Annotated in this window: 17 protein-coding genes; 8 read left to right on the top strand and 9 right to left on the bottom strand. The window is 55.0% G+C overall.

Annotated features, from left to right (window positions below; translation table 11 throughout):
• Positions 1-34: 34 nt before the first annotated feature.
• Together Mal52_RS11705 and Mal52_RS11700 are read left to right on the top strand one after the other, a co-directional pair.
• Positions 35-556, top strand: coding sequence for a hypothetical protein (locus Mal52_RS11705; RefSeq protein ID WP_145376257.1), 522 nt, complete (start codon positions 35-37; stop codon positions 554-556).
• 106 nt (positions 557-662) lie between these two features.
• A complete protein-coding gene (locus Mal52_RS11700) occupies positions 663-1,037 on the top strand; it encodes a hypothetical protein (protein WP_145376256.1) in 375 nt (124 codons plus the stop codon).
• Here the strand turns inward: Mal52_RS11700 and Mal52_RS11695 are convergent.
• Together Mal52_RS11695 and nagB are read right to left on the bottom strand one after the other, a co-directional pair.
• Positions 1,027-2,235: a TolB-like translocation protein gene (locus tag Mal52_RS11695; RefSeq protein WP_145376255.1), complete on the bottom strand. Its 1,209-nt coding sequence runs from the start codon at positions 2,233-2,235 to the stop codon at positions 1,027-1,029. The two genes, Mal52_RS11700 and Mal52_RS11695, sit on opposite strands and share 11 nt — an antisense overlap.
• A 43-nt stretch (positions 2,236-2,278) precedes the next feature.
• Positions 2,279-4,174, bottom strand: a complete 1,896-nt coding sequence (gene nagB / locus Mal52_RS11690) for a glucosamine-6-phosphate deaminase (protein ID WP_145376254.1) — start codon at positions 4,172-4,174, stop codon at positions 2,279-2,281.
• 406 nt (positions 4,175-4,580) lie between these two features.
• Between nagB and Mal52_RS11685 the strand changes: the two genes are divergently transcribed.
• The 3 genes from Mal52_RS11685 to Mal52_RS11675 all read left to right on the top strand — a co-directional run bounded on the left by Mal52_RS11685 (position 4,581) and on the right by Mal52_RS11675 (position 7,070).
• A complete protein-coding gene (locus tag Mal52_RS11685; protein WP_145376253.1) occupies positions 4,581-5,351 on the top strand; it encodes a PIG-L deacetylase family protein in 771 nt (256 codons plus the stop codon).
• Positions 5,352-5,561: 210 nt separating this feature from the next.
• Positions 5,562-5,789: a hypothetical protein gene (locus Mal52_RS11680; protein WP_145376252.1), complete on the top strand. Its 228-nt coding sequence runs from the start codon at positions 5,562-5,564 to the stop codon at positions 5,787-5,789.
• Between the two features lie 75 nt (positions 5,790-5,864).
• Positions 5,865-7,070, top strand: coding sequence for a lysylphosphatidylglycerol synthase transmembrane domain-containing protein (locus Mal52_RS11675; protein WP_145376251.1), 1,206 nt, complete (start codon positions 5,865-5,867; stop codon positions 7,068-7,070).
• A gap of 146 nt (positions 7,071-7,216) precedes the next feature.
• Here the strand turns inward: Mal52_RS11675 and Mal52_RS11670 are convergent, their stop codons facing one another.
• The 3 genes from Mal52_RS11670 to Mal52_RS11660 form a co-directional block, all read right to left on the bottom strand.
• Positions 7,217-8,161 carry a 2-hydroxyacid dehydrogenase gene (locus tag Mal52_RS11670; RefSeq protein ID WP_145376250.1) on the bottom strand — a complete coding sequence of 315 codons (945 nt, stop codon included), beginning with the start codon at positions 8,159-8,161 and terminating at the stop codon, positions 7,217-7,219.
• 60 nt (positions 8,162-8,221) lie between these two features.
• The gene (locus Mal52_RS11665; protein ID WP_145376249.1) at positions 8,222-9,421 is read right to left on the bottom strand and encodes an acyltransferase family protein; all 1,200 of its coding nucleotides are present in this window, start codon (positions 9,419-9,421) and stop codon (positions 8,222-8,224) included.
• 213 nt (positions 9,422-9,634) lie between these two features.
• Complete coding sequence (locus Mal52_RS11660; protein WP_197534843.1) at positions 9,635-10,999, bottom strand: peroxiredoxin family protein; 1,365 nt, start codon at positions 10,997-10,999, stop codon at positions 9,635-9,637.
• Between the two features lie 362 nt (positions 11,000-11,361).
• Here Mal52_RS11660 and Mal52_RS11655 point away from each other — a divergent pair, with 362 nt between their 5' ends.
• From Mal52_RS11655 to Mal52_RS11645, 3 genes are all read left to right on the top strand, one after another.
• A complete protein-coding gene (locus Mal52_RS11655) occupies positions 11,362-12,510 on the top strand; it encodes an efflux RND transporter periplasmic adaptor subunit (protein WP_197534842.1) in 1,149 nt (382 codons plus the stop codon).
• A gap of 233 nt (positions 12,511-12,743) precedes the next feature.
• Positions 12,744-14,279 (top strand): serine/threonine protein kinase, encoded by a 1,536-nt coding sequence (locus Mal52_RS11650; RefSeq protein ID WP_145376246.1) that lies wholly within the window; start codon positions 12,744-12,746, stop codon positions 14,277-14,279.
• 177 nt (positions 14,280-14,456) lie between these two features.
• Entirely contained in the window at positions 14,457-15,503 is a 1,047-nt protein-coding gene (locus tag Mal52_RS11645) for an acetyl-CoA carboxylase carboxyltransferase subunit alpha (RefSeq protein ID WP_145376245.1), read from the top strand.
• A 284-nt stretch (positions 15,504-15,787) separates the two neighbouring features.
• On the opposite strand, the gene dtd is transcribed toward Mal52_RS11645, so the two are convergent.
• The 4 genes from dtd to Mal52_RS11625 are packed head-to-tail and all read right to left on the bottom strand — an operon-like array spanning position 15,788 to position 19,272.
• Positions 15,788-16,237: a D-aminoacyl-tRNA deacylase gene (gene dtd / locus Mal52_RS11640; RefSeq protein WP_145376244.1), complete on the bottom strand. Its 450-nt coding sequence runs from the start codon at positions 16,235-16,237 to the stop codon at positions 15,788-15,790.
• 20 nt (positions 16,238-16,257) lie between these two features.
• Positions 16,258-17,088: a metallophosphoesterase family protein gene (locus tag Mal52_RS11635; RefSeq protein WP_145376243.1), complete on the bottom strand. Its 831-nt coding sequence runs from the start codon at positions 17,086-17,088 to the stop codon at positions 16,258-16,260.
• Positions 17,075-17,992, bottom strand: coding sequence for a radical SAM protein (locus Mal52_RS11630; RefSeq protein ID WP_145376242.1), 918 nt, complete (start codon positions 17,990-17,992; stop codon positions 17,075-17,077). Before Mal52_RS11630 ends, Mal52_RS11635 begins: the two co-directional genes overlap by 14 nt.
• The gene (locus Mal52_RS11625; protein ID WP_145376241.1) at positions 17,989-19,272 is read right to left on the bottom strand and encodes a monooxygenase; all 1,284 of its coding nucleotides are present in this window, start codon (positions 19,270-19,272) and stop codon (positions 17,989-17,991) included. Before Mal52_RS11625 ends, Mal52_RS11630 begins: the two co-directional genes overlap by 4 nt.
• Between the last annotated feature and the right edge of the window lie 9 nt (positions 19,273-19,281).

Below are 19,281 nucleotides of genomic sequence, written 5' to 3'. Positions count from 1 at the left end.
AAGTGGATACCTATTTACCTTCGGAGGATCGGCAATGCACACTCCTGATCTGCCGGCTGAGTTTTTAGAAAAATGCAATGACGATGAACGTGCCGAAGTCCAATCGTGGTGGGGCGGACTACGCGATGATTCGCGAAATTCCGTCTGCGTGTTGTTGGACCGCCGGCAGGATGCGCGAGCGTTCGTTTTCGCCGCGGCGGAGGACGGGAGCGTCGCGGAGTGGCGGACTTTGCCACTAGCCGACGAGCCTTGGCCTGCCGATGACGACGAGGACGAAACGAAACAACAGCAATTGGAGTTTTTTCAGCATCTGCTCGATCACGAGGAAATGATCATCCCCACCGAAGCCACGATCCGCACGTTTCACATTTGTGTTGATCATCCCGCTGCTCGCAAGGTTCGTAGCGACGGCTCGGTAGACTGCGATTTTCGTTGCCCAATAGCAGCTGCGGATTGTCCGATTCGCGGATTATTTGCCGACGGGCGAACGAAGCACTGCACACTTATCGCCAAAACGGCGAATAGTCGTCGGATGGTCGTGATTGGCCATAATTAAGTTTGCAAGTGCGCCTTGCCTCCGGAGAGGAGGATATCTAAAACAATTGCGGTGCTTGTGAAGCGCCGTTTCTGAAAAAACGAATAACTACCAGGAGAAAAACACCGTGGGCAAACTCACAATTGGATATGGGCTGATTCTTGTCGTAATGGGAATCGGCTGGTTTATCGGAACAGGCTCGAAAAGCGTGACTGCACTGATTCCTACTTTTCTTGGCATCCCAGTAATACTATGTGGCATATTAGCTGAGATGAAGGAGAGTTTGAAAATGCACGCCATGCATGTTGCAGTGCTATTGGGCCTTATTGGCTTGGCTGGCGGAGGAGCAATGGGAATCCCTAAAGTTCTTAAAGGGAACACGGATGCCGCGCCTCTGGAGCAATCGGCTTTGGCGGTGATTAGCGCAATTTTTGTCGCCCTGTGCGTCAAGTCGTTCATCGATGCCCGGCGACGCCGTAAAGCACGCGAAGCTAGCGAGTGACCGACGGGCGCGGTTGCCAATGCGGCCACATCGCCCCGTGCCCGACGGGGACATCGGTGACCGCATGCACTTTTCCGCTCTCCAAGTCCAGGACATACAGTTGCCGCGTCCCGCTACGCGTTGAGCCAAACACAATCCGTTCACCACTGGGGTGGACCACAGGGTGGTAATTCAGCGTACCCGGCTTGGAATGCGTGAGCTGTTTGGTTTTTCCATCCAGCGTTGTGCGGAATAATTGTGTTTCCGCTTTACCGGTTTGTCTGGCAAAAATGACCGACTGGCTGTCGGGGCTCCAGACCGGCAAGTCGCTGCTGCCGCCGTGGAAATCGAACACATCGAAGATCGTCACTACACCGCGATACCCGTTGCGATCGCCGATTTTTTTCAGCCCACTTCCATCCCGCCGCACAATGTGCGGATGACAGTCATAATGCTCGCCTGAGACAAACACGAGCGACTGACCGTCCGGGGACCAGGTGGGGGCGAAGTTGAATGGATTCCCGGTTTCGACGTGAACCGCGTTCGAGCCATCAGCATCGGCCAGATAGATCTGGTAGTTCTTGTGATAGGCAATCCGCTTTCCATCGGAGGAGGCATTGAACCCATACGTGAAGCCGTCCGCTCCGCTGCTTAGATCGACTTTATTGCGGCCATCCCGGTCCATGCGGTAGGGATGCGAAACGCCGTCGATCAAAGCTTGAAAGCCGAATTGAGCGGAATTGTTGGGCCAGTAGAACAAGCCTGAATTGTAGGGACTGACGCGCTCAACGGCTGTGACGTTGACGATCTTGCCGGTCGGCAGATCGAGCGTATGCATGTCGTACGTCCAGCCACCGTTCGCCATGCGGAAGGTCTTGTGTTCTTCTTCCCAGACGGCATTTTCGGGATCTTGCCAGCCGCAGCCAATGATGGCTGTCTCTCCGTCGGGAGACCACCCGGCGAACTGCGTCCAGGTGTCGGCATTGGGAATTAATTCGGCAGCCACCTCGCGCGGAGCGCTGCCGTCGCCGCGTACGACATGCGCTCGCATTGTCGAAGCATTCGCGTGTCGGCCGCCGGGAAGATTCACACGCAATTGCGTATAGCCAATCAGCGAATCTGCAGGAGTCGCATCCTGGGCACTGACCGCCGAAGAAATGGCGCAGAGCAAAACTGCAGCGGCAAGCAACGATCGCCCAGCGAAAGAGAGACGCTCCACAAACCACTCCTACGGCTTAAAGTCTACAGCCTATGGTCTAAGACTAAAGCTGCCCACGCCAGCGGGCAAAACCTTCCAGCCCGTAGAACTCAGGCAGCCCGAGGTTGTTGTAAACATCGGCGGTCTTTTTCGTCCGTTCCTCGGCACGCAACCAAAATTCTCGTTTGTCCGAACCGGGGAAACGAGCGGCATCTTTTTGTGACTCGTGCCGGAAGATTGCCAATTTCTTGCGATGCATCAACTCGAAGCTGAGCGGCACAACGCGGTCGATTTCGTGCGGATCATATTCCTGCCAAGCACCGCGGTACAACCAGACTTCCGGCTTGACCGCTTCGCCGACTTCTTCCAGAGCGGCAAGAATGGCTTTGGCGCACATGCGGTGTGTGCCGTGCGGATCAGACAGGTCGCCCGCCACGTAGATTTGTCCCGGATTCAAATCGGACAACAGATCGGCAACAATGTGCACGTCGTCTTCGCCGATAGGCCGTTTTGTGACCTTACCGGTTTGATAAAACGGCAAATCCAGGAACCGCAATTTTTCACGCGGAACACCCGCCGCAATCGCAGCGGTTGTCGCTTCGGTTTTGCGAATCAAGCCTTTGATGTTCAAGAGTTCTTCGGTATCAGGATCGCCGGACTGCTTGGTCGCCAGGCTGTCGCGGCAACGTTGATGGAAGGCGCGTGTCTCTTCGGTGGCGAGTCCGAAAGTTGCCTCATATTCATCGACATAGTCAATGTGTCGCAAGGCATCGTGATCAAAAACGGCGATATTGCCGCTGGTCATATAGGCGATGTAGACATCGTGTCCCTGGTCGACCATGGTGATCAGCGTGCCACCCATGGAAATCACGTCGTCGTCCGGGTGAGGGCTGAAGACGATGACGGTTTGTTTTTCCTTGTCGGCCGGATGCGTGCAGATCCCTTGCATGAACTCATCAAAGATCTTCATGCAGATCGCTTCCGCTTCACCGTTGTGGCGGAGCAAATCGTGCAGGTGGTTTCCCATAAAATCATCGCGGTTCAATTTCAGCAACGGCTTGCCGATCTTTTCCGACAAGCCGATGACAGCGCGTTTTGTCAGTTCCGGTGTCCATTCGACCGGACCGACAATCCACGGGGTTTCGACCGCGGTCAGTTTGCTCGCGGCGGCAACATCCACCACGAAGACAGCTTGAGGATGTTTTTGCAAGAAACTGGCGGAGACTTCTTCGGTGATTTCTCCTTCGACGGCCCGCTTCACGACCGGCGCTTTGTGTTCGCCGAGGGCCATGATGAAGATTTTTCCAGCGGACAAAATCGAGCCGACCCCCATCGTGATCGCTTCCATGGGGACGTTTTCGAGTCCGAAAAACGAATCAGCCGCATCGCCCCGCGTGACAGGATCGAGTGTGACCTTACGGGTCAGACTCTCCCGCGAACTGCCCGGCTCATTAAAACCGATGTGCCCGGTCCGGCCAATGCCCAACAATTGAATGTCGATGCCGCCGGCGCGTTCGATTTGGCGTTCGTAATCGTCGCAGAACGCTTCCACTTCTTCGCGAGGAATGTCCCCTTTGGGGATATGGATGTTCTCTTCGGGAATGTTGACGTGGTCGAAGAAGGTTTCATTCATCCACCGCCGATAACTGTGAATCGACGTTGGATCCATGGGGTAGTATTCGTCGAGATTGAACGTGATCACACGCGAAAAATCGAGGTCTTCTTCGTTATGCAGCCGGATCAATTCTCGGTAAACACCGATGGGCGTCGAACCGGTCGGCAATCCCAGCACTGTGGGGGTTCCCGCGGAATTGTTTTCACGGATGAGACTCTCGATGACGAGCGAGACATGCTTGTCGGCTTCAACCGACGTCTCAAACATCAACGTGGGAATCTTTGTTTGACGTAGATACTGGGCGGATTGATTTGAGCGCGGACGTTTGACAACGTTGGTGTCCATGTGATCAAGACTTCTTCAATATAAACGGTGGTGGGGGGCAGTTTTGCCGCGAACTGACAACGCGTATGTGAATGACATACGAAAACCGAGTCCGAAAACGATGTCGCGACAGATCGTTCCGCTCAGTAATAACAAATCGTGTTGGCAGCGCACAATTGATGAAACCGGGGTTCCGAATTGACTTGAAAGTCGATTTTACCAAAAACAGCGGTGTTTTGCTCAAAACCGGCAAGGATTTTCTTGAGACTTTATTCAAAATTCATGAAACAACCTGAAATAAACGTAGCTTTACCTAGTCCGTACAAATGACACAAACGTTACGCCCGTACCGGACGAATCGGAAACGATACGCTACAATGGCCGCGTCGACCCGTTTTACTTCAATCAACCTGGAATCCGTTTACTGATGTCAGACGAACACCGACCGCCTCGTATTTTGGCCATTCATGCCCACCCCGATGATGTCGAAATTCAATGCGCGGGAACCTTGGCGTTGCTCAAAGAGCAGGGCTGCCATATCACGATTGCCACCATGACGGCCGGGGATTGTGGGAGCGCTGAGATGGGACCGGAGGAAATCGCCCGCGTCCGTCGCGGCGAGGCCCAGGCCGCAGCGGATTTGTTGGGCGCAGATTATATGTGCCTGGAATTCCGTGACTTTTGCATCATCATCGACCATGAAGGGCGGCGGAAAACCACCGAAGCCGTCCGTCGCGCGCGGCCCGATATTGTACTGACGGCGCCGCCGGTCGATTATATGAGCGACCACGAAATGACCAGCCGCTTGGTGCGGGACGCCTGTTTCATGGCCCCGGCCCCGAATTATTCGACTGAACAGTGGGATCCCGCCCCTCCGATCGACGCGATTCCCCACCTGTATTACACTGATTCGGTGGAGGGAATTGACTGGTTCGGCAACAACATTCCGCCGGATTTCATCGTCGACATCAGCCGCACGATCGAATTGAAGCAAGAGATGCTGGCTTGTCATGCAAGTCAACGAAATTGGCTGCTCCGTCAGCATGGAATCGACGAATATTTGGAAAGTAGCCGTCGCTGGAGCGCTGCTCGCGGTCAGCAAGCAGGAGTCGCATACGGCGAAGGGTTTCGCCAGCACAGTGGGCATCCCTATCCCGGAGACAATCGGCTGTTGGAGTTGCTGAACTCCTCGTCCTAGAGCAAAATCTGGCATCGCATTCTAAAAAACTGCCCTATAATTGCTGTAGTTCTTGTCCGATGACGATCAATCCTGCCTAAAATCGATTGAGTCATAGGGGCAAAAGAATTAAACTGCGTCCTTCGAGGATTCGGTATTACGTAATGGTGACGCTACCGCGGCCATCTCTCAGTGGATTTTGAAAGTTCAGAAGTCAGGAGTTTTTTCGTCATGTCAGATGAGGCGACCACTGTAGAGCAGAGCGTTTCGACGGAAACCGAGGAGGCCTCGACATTCCCCGGCAGCGAATTCGACCGCCAAGAACTCGCTCATTTTTCCTCCGACGACACTGAAGTCACAGCGAATATCGGGAAGATGTTGACGATCTTCTTCTTCTATTCGTTGTTGGCGATGATGTGCGTCACGCTTTGGGCCTGGTGGATTTCTACCAGCAATTAGGCCGTCTCTCCATCGACCAACACTCGTTTCCATTGCTTGTTACGCCTTAAGCCATCTTGACTTAAGCGAGCGATCGTGCAAGAAACGATTGAGCAGATCCAACCGCAGCATCGAATGTGCGCTTGTTGGGGATTGTTGACGACATTCCACGATGCTGAGGAGACTCGACCGTTGGATAAGCTTTTTGCGATCGCCGGTAAACTCAAATGGCCATTTGCCATTGGCATGCTGGCCTATTTGCTGTTTCAACATTGGGATAATTTCGAAAAGCTACGTCACGGCCAAAAGGACTGGGGCTTTTTTGCTTTGGGATTCACACTGGTCGCCGGCTGCGCTGCTTTAACGTTCGTCCGTTGGTACCTGTTGGTCTGGGCGCAGGAGTTTGACTTCACGCTCAAAGACGCTTTTCGGTTGGGCGGATTTGGACTGCTTTGCAACTACGGCGGACCGGGCATTGTCGGTGGGGATTTACTCAAAGCGGCCATGGTCGCTCGCAATCAACAGTCACGCCGCGCCGTTGCTGCCGCTACGGTCGTTTTGGATCGCATTTTAGGCTTGCTCGCGCTGTTTATGGTCGGCGCCTTGGCAACGCTTTTCGTCGACTTCGACACCGCCGCCTTGAACGAAGCGGCAGCGACGGCTGCCGCGGCCGATAAGTCCCAAGAACAAGGCTTTTTAGCGTCGGTGCCCATGATGTCGGTGGTGGGCTGGAGTCTGTGGGGTGGTTCAATTGCAGGTGTTGCGGGCCTGATGATCATGCTCACGCCCGGTTCAACCCGCTGGCCGATTCTGCAAAAACTGGTCGGACTGAAATACGTTGGAAAAACGTTGGCAGATCTGCTCAACGGGATCGCCCTCTATCAAACCAAACGGCGTGTCGTGGCCCTAGCTGTGGTGATCAGCCTCATCGGACATGCGGGACTGGTGGCGGGCTTTTATTGCTGTGCCCGGTCGCTGAATGTGTGGGTCCCCAATCTGTGGGCACACTATTACTTCATGCCTGCTGCAGAGTTGTTCGCCTCGGTCATTCCGGTCCCCGGCGGCGTGGGACCATTGGAAGGCGCGATCTCGTTCTTCTATGGTTTGACAGCTGTAGGACACGTCGCCAAGCAAACCGCGGAAGCCACCGGTGTGGCGGCAGCGCTGGTATTTCGGGTCACAAGCGTCGTGACGGCGGTGATGGGAGCCGGCTATTACATGCTCACCAAACCAAAGTCGGAGCCAGACCTGCTCTCCAGCGAAACCTTGGATCCGCCGCAAGAACCGTCTCCGGCCACGTAATTGCCCGTTTAAGACCGCACCCATTGCAGGATTCAACAGCAGCAGGGCAGGGGGGTAGTTTCGCTCGAACCAGTTTCAAAACCGGGTTGCGCTGGTTCTCGGACTTTCAGATCAGTGTCGTTAGGACACGTCAGAGGGTTTTGAAACTACTTGTCAACAGAATAGGGAAGCGGTTTCCCCTGCAATCCAGCGTGAAGATTCTCCACCGTCATGCGCATCATTCGCTCGCGGGTGCGGTTCGAGGCGCTGCCCAAGTGCGGCGTGATGATCAGGTTCTCCAGCGTCAACAGTTCATGTCCACGCGGCAATGGTTCCGGATCAGTGACATCGATTCCCGCCGCGGCAATTTGCCCAGTTGAGAGCGCGGTAAAGAGTGCGGCCGGATCGACGACCGGACCGCGAGCCATGTTGATCAAGATGGCCGATGATTTCATGATTTCAAACTGTGGCCCGGAGATCAGTCCCGTCGTTTCCGGAGTCAGCGGGCAGTTGAGCACCACGAAATCACTCTCAGCCAACAAATCATCTAAGCTGCGATACTCCGCTTTGTATTCGCTTTCCGCCTCGGAATCGCGGTGCCGGTTGTGGTATGTGATCTGCATATCGAAACCGGTGGCGCGCTTGGCAACCTGTTTGCCGATACGGCCCATGCCGATGATCCCCAGCTTGCTGCCGGTCACTTCCTGTCCAATGAGAATGGCCGGATCGTAGTGGAGAAACTCCGGGCTACGCGCATACTTGTCGCCAACCACCACGTTCCGGGCCGTCGCCAACATCAGCGCCATCGTCATATCGGCGGTTGCAGCATCGAGACAACCGGGCGTATTACCGACCGGAATACCGCGTTGAAGGGCAGCGGCTACGTCGATGTGGTCGACGCCCACACCGTGATTGCTAATCACCTTCAGTTGGGGTGCCCGGTCCATCAGGGAACCATCGACTGGAGGATGTCCGTAAGCGATGACCGCTTCAGCACGGGCCAGGGCAGGGGAGTCAGGAGCGTCGTCCCAGGGGAGCACTTCAAATTCCGCGCCGAGCATCTCCAACAACGGTTGCGGCAATCCGTCACCCATAATGGGGATTTGAGTCATTATTATTCCCAGTTCTGTCAATTTATTTCGCAAAAAGTTATTGGCGTTTAAGCCGGCGATTTAAATACGGAGGAAAATCTTACGGCGGTACATCCACAGGCAAATCAACCACATGGCCAACAGGATCGCCATATGCTCGACGAGCGATGCATACTGTTCGCCAAAGATGTTGAATATCTCTTGGCCAAGGTGTGTTTGGTATGTCTCGCGAATCCAACCTTTGAACAACCAAGTCATGATATAAATGGCGATGGAATTCATGCCGACAACCACTGCCGGCCAGGCCCAAAACTGGATGCCACCCAGGTCGATGACGCCGTAGAACGCCGCTAGGATCAATAAGCAAATCCCGCTGCTGTAGATCGTCCAACTTGGCGTCCAAATCCGCTTCACGATTGGGCAGATGTCGTAGAAATCCAATGCGTAACCGACCGCCATGGCCAGAGCACCGGTGCCGACGAGAATCAAGAACTTGCGTCCGCCGCCGCGCGGGCTGCGGAGCAGTTCCCCAGCCATCAATCCAAAGATCATCGTGGCTAATGAGGGAATAAAACTGAGCGTGTGATACCCGCCGCCGTTATTTTGAAACACGGTGCTGCGTGGGAAGAGATTCAAAAACCAAACGTCAAACGCATGTGCGGCATTCGTGTTTTTATTCCAATGTGCGGCGAATCCTGAGAGGTTGTACTCCCAATCGGGATCGACACCGGCGGATGCGTAGTCGAAATCGGTGCCGGGCAACGGCCAGAAGGCAAACAGCGCCCAATACCCAATCAGCACCAGCATGGCCACGGTGAATTGGACTTTGGCGGAGCGGCCCCAGAGCAGAAACAAAAACACATACCCCAGCCCGATCTGCGAAACGACATCTTCGAACGTCCAGTAGGTTTCCGGTTTGTGGTTCGAGCGCAGGAAGACACCCAACAGCGTTAAGATGATTCCGCGAAACAACGCATGGCGAAACATCTGGCCGTAAGAATCGCCACGGCGTTGCCGGCTGGCGTACGAATAAGCCATCGAGACGCCGACCATGAACATGAACGAGGGTTGAATCAAATCCCAAGCCACACAGCCCACCCAGGGCAGATGCTCCATCTGACGGGCAATTTCCTGCCACACGGCACTGTCGGGATGATGCGTGGCCACCTCGGCCAATCCCAATCCGCCCGACGCCATCGCCAACATCGTGAATCCGCGATAGGCATCGAGCGAGATTAAACGCGGCGCGGGTGTCAGCGAGGCGGCTGGCGTGGTGGTCATGTGATGATCGGTCATCCTTGGGTAAGGGAAATCAGGCACATCCGCCGCACGGGCTCGTGCATCGTCTCATCGAAGAAAGAGGGTGCCACTGACTCTACCAGCGTTCCCGAGTATCGCACTGATTTGAAGTGCCACGAGCAAAGCCAGTGGCACCCAACGCAAAATAGAAACCATAACAAACCGCTAGGATTTCACGACTGGATCGTGGGCGTGTCAGTCGTTCTTCGCTTCGCGTTTGGCTCGAACTGCTTTGCCAACTGCTTTATCAAGCGGACGCAGGCCTTCGTCGGGATTGATGTCGTAAAACCCGATACTGTAGTGCGCCACCTTGCCATCGGCTCCGATGACGACCCACAAGGGAAGTTTCGCACCCACGCGTCGTGGATCACCGAATTTTGCGACCAGTTCACCAGCGTCGATCGCCAATGGATAACTGAGATTCATAAAGGACTTGAATTTTCGCGTACTCTGCAAGGCAGCGCCACGGGTGTTGGCGTCGGAAAACAGGCTGTTGACGGCCACGCCGTAAACTTGCACGCCGAGTTTTTTATATCGGGTATATGAATAGTCGAGGTAGGGGGCTTGGCCGTATGGTTCGACGAGCGGGTCGTATTTGTAGTCCCAAAAATGCAGAACGACCACGTTGCCTTTCATGGCTGCGGCATCAATTGCCTCACCGCGTAGTGGCTGCAGAGAAAATTCAGGAGCTGCTTTGCCGACAAAATTTGCCGAGAGTTTCTCGACCTCATCATAACGCCGCATCTGACGCTTGAGATCACGACGAATGGACGCGGCCAGTCGGGCATAGGGGGTGTCCTCGGCTTCTTGCTGCAATTGTTCGGCGATCAATTCGGTGACCTTGAGTTGATCGGAGGTCAATTCGGCATTCATTTCGTTTTCCGGACGCTTGAGGTCCGCTTGCAACTTGGCCAGCGTGCTGATCGGCTTTTGCAATTTGTCGTGATCCGCTTTTTCGAGCGGTTTGTGCGATTGCAGCTCAAAGGAAAGAGAGAAGGGGACCCCTTTGCCACGCGTTAAATCGCGACGGGCACTGACGATCAGCCCAGTTTGTTTTTCTACGGCAAGTTCTTCGCGAAGGCCAAAATTCGTGACCGCCTCCACGCGCCAGCAGTCCCAATCCTGAACCTTGGCGGAGCCGACGACTGAGTACTTGGAATTGCCGACGGTCCAGTTGGCATTTTCGGCCAGTTTATCGTGATGTTCAAATAGTGGACGCCGAACGCGAATCGAAGTCGGTTCGCCTTCATGCGTATAGAGCAGACGGATTTGAGCCGGATTGGTGGGCCGCAGCGCGGCATCGAGATCGATCTGGCCGTATTGTTCGGGCCAGGCCCAGGAACCGCCGCCGTTTTCATCAACCAGAAACGCTAAACGCTGCCCATCTCCTTCGGCCTTGCTCACGAGGCAGTAGAGATTGAACCGTTTGACGGTGTCGCCGTTGGATTCTCGTCCCGTTTCGATCAAAGCACCGCGATAGCGGAGCTCGACGGCATTGGAATCGGCCAAGGGGGACGCGAGAACAGACAGGACGACGAGGTTGGACAATAAAGCGGTCATATCGTGCGCCTCCCGAGGCGAATTCATCGATTACAGAGATCATGCCTGGGACATCGCCACTTGATAGCGGTTTGTCCAAGTTCCACGAAACCCATTCAGAATAGCATATTCTGAGTAGATTTCGCCATCCAGCGAAAGAGAGCAGGGGGCAATGGGGAAGAAATTTCTACGTCACACACTGACGACAAAGTGGGGCGGGGGGCCCCCTGCCCAGAAGCCCCAGCCACCGTGACAAATGTTGACACACCCTCACCAGCACCCGTATCCTATAAGTAGACGGCTTAAGGAGTTAATCAGCCGGGCTCCGCGTCATGCGCGGAGTGACTGAAAGCGCATGCGCAGTAAACCAGGAGTCAAATATCGTGAATTCGAGAAGTATGGCGTTCAAAATCATCACGATATCAGCCACGATTTCCTGTTTGGGACTTGTTGCTAGTGTTGCACAAGACCGGAATTCGAATCGGCGGTCTACGAAACAGGCAGACGCTGAAGAAGCCCCCGCGGCTTTGGTGATCAAACGCCGGGCTGTGGTGCTTGAAGATCCACGCACCTATCAAATTCCGATGCGGCTGGAGCCGGTCCGTTCCATCGCTGTCATCGCGCCGGTGGATGGCATTGTACGAAGTGTCCACGTCAAACCGGGAGATGTGATCCCGTCGCAAGCTGACGTGGTTCGCATGGATGATACGCGTGCGGAACTATTAACACGCAAAGCCAAAGCTGAAGTGACAGCGCGGCAAATTGAAAGAAAAATTGCCGAGGCAAAAAGCGGTGCGGCCGATGAAATCGCCTTGGCTGACGCGAATTTGGAAGCAGCGCGGGCGGCGTTCGAATTGGCTGAACTAAATCAAGATCGAATGGTTGTTCGCGGCGCATTTGCGGGCACCATTTTGCAAGTGCATGTTGTCCCGGGCCAATTCGTGAGAGCAGGGGAGGCAGTGGCGGAATTGGCCGATTTGACGAGTCTGGTCGCGGAGATTCCTGCAGGTCGAGCACAATACAAAGCGGGCGACAAAATGTCGGTCACAGTAGAAAACCAAGCAGCTTCGGCTGTCGTGGAATCAATCCATGCACCGCCACCGCGATTTGAATCATTACGCCCGTTGATCGATTCGCTCTCGATGGCGAAGATTCAAATTCAAAACAGCGAAGGAAATTTTCACCCCGGCCAAGCGGTCTATGTCGATCTGATTCCGACCGAACCGGTGGCTGTGGTCCCAGCCTTGGCGATTTCCAATTCTGACAACGGGCAGCGGAAGGTCCAGGTTGTTCGAGAGTATGTCGTTCGCGACATCAAGATATCTCCGTTGGCCCAAATCAATTCGGAGCGGATCTATGTATCGGGAGAATTTTCACCAAACGACGAAGTGATCGTCAACGCGTCGATGGAATTGACCGATGGAACAAAATTGCGTCCGTGGGTTCAGGAGTTCGACGCACCTGAAGAAACCGAAAAGAGTAAAAAGCAGTTTCAGTCGCAGCCGCGTAAGACAAAATCTAGAGGTTTGTAGTAGCGTCACGACGCGTGCTAGTCATGTGGCTCACTGCGATGTCCGCACAAAACACGGCGGGATTCGCGCTCACGCAACCTGACTCGACATCACAGCTGAAAATTGCCCAAGCAGTTGGGGCAATTGCGAATTCCAGGTTGTATTCCGCACAACGACGCACCCCGTAGGGCAGGTCGGAATGCGTTGCTCAGTTTATATGCCTGAAGTAGGCACTAAGGAAGGAAGAGTATCCCGTGTCAGAAAATGAATCATCTATCGACAACTACAAATTGTCCAGCTGTCTGTCGCAAGGGAGACACAGCCAAGTCTGGGAAGCGAACGATTCCGGGAGTGGGCGGACCGTTGCGCTGAAGGTGTTGCTCCCCGAGGCATTTGCAGACAAGGAACAAAAGCAGATCTTGAAGTTGGAAGCCAAGGTGGGCAAGTCACTGGAGCATCCCAATATTATCCGGGTCTACGAATGCATTGTGAGCCGCAACCACGCCTATATCGCCATGGAGTTATTTCGCGCTCCCAACGCCAAGGTGCAATTGGTCAGCGATAAAGCCTCCATACAGCGGCGAGCGCGCAAGTTGATCGAACAGACAGCCATGGCGCTGTCCCATATGCACGAACGCGGTTGGATCCATAAGGACGTTAAGCCAGAGAACATTCTCATTAACAAATCCTCCGAGGTGCGGTTGATTGACTTTTCATTGTCAGGCCGGCCGGCCGGTTCGTTGGGCAAAATGGTCAATCGCAAAAAGAAGGGGCCCGTACAAGGTACGCGGACTTACATGGCTCCTGAGCAAATTCGCAATCAGCCGTTATCACCCATCGCCGATATTTATGGCTTCGGCATTACGGTGTATGAAATCTTGGCAGGGCGGCCCCCGTTTCGTTCGCCGCACCCCGACGAACTATTGATGGACCATCTGAAGACCACTCCCGCCCCCCCTTCGGAATTCAACGACAACATTACGGCGGAAATGGACCAGATCGTTTTGAAGATGCTCGCCAAATTGCCGAAGAACCGTCAAAGCGGCATCGATGAATTTTTGTCCGAATTCCGTAACGTCCAAATCTTCAAAGAATCTCTCCCCGAGCAGGCGCAACGGACGGAACAAGAAATCAACGAGGATAAACTCAAAGATCAAGATGAGGGCATCGCGTCACGCATCGACAGTCGATTGGACGCGATGCGAACCGAGGCGCTCAAAAAGAATCCTGGCTCTGTCAAAGCCCCTGAGAAAACCAAATCGAAGGTCAATATCAAAGCCGAGCCCATCGAAAAGCCGAAAGCTCCTGCGCCTCCAGCACAGCAGCAACCTGCCCAGCAGCCGCCCCAACAACCAACAGGCCAGCCTCCGCAACCCTTCCCGCAACCAGGCATGCCGCTGCAGGCGATGACCCCCGAACAAATGGCCATGCATCAGCAAATGCTCCAACAGCAACAGGCGTATTACCAGCAGATGATGCACCAGCAAGCCATGCAGAATCAAATGTATCCGCAACCGGGTATGCAGCAACCCCCGGGTATGCAGCCTCCAGGTATGCAGCCACCGCAAATGCCGCCACAACCGATGCCGCCGCAGCAGCAACAGCCTCCGCAACCAACTGCGCCCCAAGCCACTCAGCAACCTCCGGCGCCGGATCCAGGCCAAGCACAACCGCCCCAACCCAAACCAGCCCCTCCACAAGAGCAAAAGCCTCCGGAAAAAGAATCTGAAGGAACGATCATGAGCATCGACGATATGGAGGATATCTTCAAGACGCTCCCCGATGTCTAAGTGGCCATCGCCATTCATGTCGCAGGTCCGTTTGCAGCCAGCAGCCTGCAAATCGAAAACTGCGCGAACAGAAAATCGCGGCTTGCTTGACCTGGGGCGTTGAAGTCGCGACCATCTGGGGCGTACCGCCCTATCCGGCATGTCACTCAATTCACCCTCCGCGAACAAGAATCAGCGATGGCGACATATCAACCGCTCCCGTTCGAGCGGCCGATTCAAGAACTCGAAAAGCAACTGGCCGATCTCAATGCGCAAGAAAATTCGACGCCTGAACACGCCGAACAGATCCGCCAATTGAAGTTGGAAATCACGCGATTGACGCGCGAAATTTTCGACAATCTTGGTGCCTGGGAAACGGTGCAGGTGGCCCGACAGACCGGTCGGCCACAAACGCCCGACTACATCGAACTGGTGTTCGACGAATTTGTCGAGCTGCATGGCGACCGAGCGATTGGAGACGACCGCGCCATTCTCACCGGACTGGCCAAAATCAACGGTCGCAAGATCATGCTGATCGGCCAGCAAAAAGGACGGACGATCCAGGAGCGAAGCGATTGCCACTATGGCTGCGCTCATCCCGAAGGGTATCGCAAGGCGCTGTCACGGATGCAAATGGCGGCCAAATATGGACTGCCGATCATCTGCTTCATCGACACGCCCGGCGCCTATCCGGGGATCGGTGCCGAAGAACGCGGTCAAGCCTACACGATCGCATACAACCTCCGCGAGATGTCGCGCATCCCGACACCGATCACGGCGGTCGTGCTGGGGGAAGGGGGGTCAGGTGGAGCTTTGGGAATCGGCATCGCCGACCACGTTGCCGTCTTGCAGCACGCCTACTATTCGGTGATCAGCCCCGAAGGCTGTGCGGGCATTTTATGGAAGCATGTGAAACATGCCGACAAGGCGGCCCAGGCGCTCAAGTTTACCTCAGCCGACCTTTTGAGAATGGGGATTGTCGACGAGGTGATTCCCGAGCCGTTGGGAGGCGCACACCGCAACCACCGGCGGATGGCGATGGCTCTCAAAGCCAGTCTGACCGAAAGCCTCAAATCGATGGATGGACTTTCGAAAGAGGAACTACTCGATCGGCGTTATGAGAAATTCCGCCGCATCGGAGTCTTTGAAGAAACCGCTATTGAGGAAACGCTCGCGGCCACCGACAACGACCCCGCCGCTGATGCTGATACGGATGCTGAGATGACTCCCGACGCCAATAGCTAACCGGTCGATCAGAGTGGCAAGTGATCATCTCGATGGCCCGGTGCGCGAACAGTCGCCAGAGAACGTCGCAGCCCAACAGCTAAGTACGCATTGCTGAAACACCAGTATTTCAGCATATCCGCAACGTCCGATAATGTCCGTTATGTTTCATTAACAATACCCTAAAAACCCTGTATTATAAGGGTTTCACGAGAATAGCCTTTCGTTCGCCAGCCAAATGCGGACGTTGTTTTTTGCGGCGAACTCCCCTGCCAAATGTGCTGGCAACATTTTGAATTCACACATCAGAATTCCTTGCGGCTGTCGACCAGAATGGTCACCGGTCCCTCGTTGACCAACTCGACTTGCATCTGTTCTTGAAACCGGCCGGTCGCCACTTCGATCCCATGGCCGCGGACTTCCGCAACGAAACTTTCGTAAAGCGGATTCGCAATTTCCGGACGGGCCGCCGCGATGAAACTGGGGCGACGCCCTTTCCGACAATCGCCCAAAAGTGTGAATTGACTGACGACCAACATCGCTCCGCCGACATCGGCCAGCGAGAGATTCATTTTGCCGGCCTCATCTTCAAAAATCCGCAGTCCGGCAATCTTGGCGGCCAGATAAATGACGTCATCCTGGCCATCTTCGGCAGTGACGCCCAACAGCACCAAATAGCCGCTGCCGATCTCTCCGGTGACTTCACCCGCGACCGAAACCTGAGCCCGGGAAACCCTTTGCACAACTGCTCTCAATTGATCCGTCCTTTGCTATTTCAAAACGGCCCACGACGACGCTCTTTGCTGGGCAACACCTCCAAGCAAGTCGTCCACCAACCGGTCTGGATCGTCGACACAAATTCCTGTGGTAGACGTTCGTCGCGCATCTCTTGCGCCAGACGTAGGTGGTCATATTCCAGAGGTACGAATTGAATGTCAATCCCCCCAGCAACCGCATCACTGCCGGTGCGAATTTGTGCATACCAAACCACCGTCCGGCCATCGTTTTCGGGTCGGCCCAGCACCCCCACATTGACGAACCGTCGCCCGCCGGTCAATTCGCGCTGCCAATGAATTCCCGTATGCGTGGCCAGGATCAGATCGGCCTGATAATCATCGGCGAGCTTGTCGAGAAATTGTGTACTGGTTGTCGACTCCCAGAGAAACTCATTGGTCTTGCGCGGACTGCCGTGACACATCAGAATTCTCAGGCCATCCACTTCGATACGATGCTCGCTCGGCAAGTCGCGCAACCAACGACGGTTCTCCGCCGACGTATTGGCGTATGTGTAATCGTAACTCAGCTTGGCAAAATAATTGTCGCGGGGATCGGTGTAACCACATTGGCAATCCTGCAGGTCGTTGCCGATACTGTTGTCGTAATTGCCTTGAATGCAAATCACACTGTTGTTGCGCAGCGGCGCGAACACGCGATCGGGATACGGACCAAACGCCCCCATGTCGCCCAGGCAATAGAGCGCCTCGGCACCGGCGCGCTTTGCATCCTCAATCGCCGCTTGCAGCGCGAGATAGTTGTTGTAGATGCCGCCAAAGACCGCAAAATGCACCGCGCAACTCCCCGACTCATTCGTTTCAGTTTTCGCCATCCGCGGCGCGCTGTTGTTCGACAACCTGTGACGAAGGATTCGTGCAGATCGCGCCATACTGATAACAGGTGTAGCATGCGCCGTGGACAAGTGGGAAGGGCGATGTCGATTCCGCTAATGTCTCCCCCAAATGCGCGGCCGGTGAGTCGAGCAAGATCGGACAAACGCAGACCCCCTGATCGGTGATCACGCGACTGTGCGCGCAGATCAATTGCCCCACATCGTAATCGGCCAGCATTTCTTGCGTGACAACATCATTGGCATCGTAACCGTGAGTCCGTTGCGCCTCTGCTCCGATTTGTAATCGCGGCAAAATCTTTAATCGCGGTCGCCGATAACCCAACTCATGCAGCGCTGTGCGAAAGGCGCTGATGATTTCGGGATCGTCTGCTTCGTCCCAGGTGCGCGTCATCGTGATGATGGGTAGAAAGCCATGCTCAACCAGCAGTCTTACGCCCTGCATCGCGCGTTCGAATGTGCCTTTGCCGCGTATCGGATCGTTGATCGCAGCAGTCGGTCCGTCGATGGAGACACGGATTTCTAAACTGTAGACCGCCCCCTCTTCCGCAGCGCGAAGTTCGCGCAACCACTCCGGTTTGAGAACCGTCGCATTCGTGAGCACGGTGGCGGGGCCATAAGCCAACGTCGCGGTTAGCATGGCGATCAACTCTTTATTCAGAAATGGTTCGCCACCGGTGAAGTAATACTCTTTGACACCGAAGGCGACCGATTCCTCAAGTCGCCGCTGCACTTCATCGAGCGACAGATACCCGAAGCTGTCATTGTGCGGACTACAACTGATGAAGCAATGCGTGCACTGCAAATTGCACAATGTGCCAGAGACCTGAAACCAAAGCTCATCCAATGCTTGAAGTTCAACGGACGGGATGTCTGCGATGCTCATTGCTGTTGCTGCGCCCCCTGCTCGCTTTTTTGCGACATGGGTGCCCCCGGTTCCGCGGTCAGCAAACCGTAGACATCGGCGATCTGCTCCAAACCCGTGCGAATCAAAAACCGCGAGTCGCGCCCATAACTTTTTGCCCCCAAGATAAAAAAACCAGGCTCGGGATTGCGCAACGTTTCTGCTCCGTTGCTGGACTGATTCAGGCAATCGGTTGACGTCTCCCCCAACAACGCAGCCGCCAACTTGATCGGTCCTGAAGTGGCATAGCATTCGTGCATTTGCAGTTCGCTGTATAACGACCGGTCGGGCCGATATCCTACATTGGCAATGATGCGATTGATGGAGAGAATTTCATGCTCCTCGCGGTGACGAACAATCACGCGAAAGCCCCCCTGCCCAGCTAAGCATTGAATTCCCTGAATGATGCGTTGCGGCATCAACGTAATCGGCGAGTCCGCTGACATCGCCAACCGGTTGGCCTTCGCCGTCAATGTACCGCGCTCGGGCAAGGGGTCCTCTTCGATGGCCACCAGCGGCGGTGTGCGCTCGGAGCGGGTGATCCAAATCGCCCGCGTATTTTTATCCGATTCGGCTAGTCGTGCCAATGCTGTAATCGCTGTCGCTGCCGAATAACCACCGCCAATGACCAACGTCGTCTGCCCCGCATACAAATCGCGGCGGTTGCCCAATATGTCCGGGATGCCGTATTCGATCGCGCCGGCCGCTGAAGTCTCCCCCACTGCCGGCAGCCCCCCTGCTCCGAGCCAGTTGTGATGCGGATAAACGCCCGAGCAATCGAGCACATAATCAGCGGACACATCGCGTTCTATTCCGCTGCGATCTCGCAAAAGAAGTCGGAACGGATCATTGCCGCGGGCAGGATTTCCGATCAGGTCCGCTTTCCAAGAATTCATGCGACTGATGCCGACGACCGTCGTCTGTTCGTGCAGGCATTCAGACAGTTTCGGGAGTCGGCTCAACGGGAGCAGGTAATGGTCGGCGTATTCGCGGCCAGTAAGATATTGTTCGCCTTGGGGCAGCCCCACATTGGGTAGTTGCTCGGCGATCGCGCGTTGCCCCCAGTTGGAGGCGTTCATGCGAAACGGGCTGAACAGGCGCACATGTCCCCAGTCCCGCACGTTAGCGGCCAACGGACCTTTTTCATAGAGCTCAACGTCAAAGCCCGCCAAACGGCCGTAAAGAGCTGCCTCCAACCCAATCGGGCCGCCGCCAATGATGGCAATGCGTTTCGTCGCATTTGAATTTTGTGTGTGATTCAAGAAACCGCT

Origin of the sequence: Symmachiella dynata, from assembly GCF_007747995.1 — a bacterium.
Taxonomy (GTDB): domain Bacteria; phylum Planctomycetota; class Planctomycetia; order Planctomycetales; family Planctomycetaceae; genus Symmachiella; species Symmachiella dynata.
The sequence above is the reverse complement of the archived record's forward strand: the minus strand, read 5'-3'. Positions and strand labels throughout refer to the sequence as shown.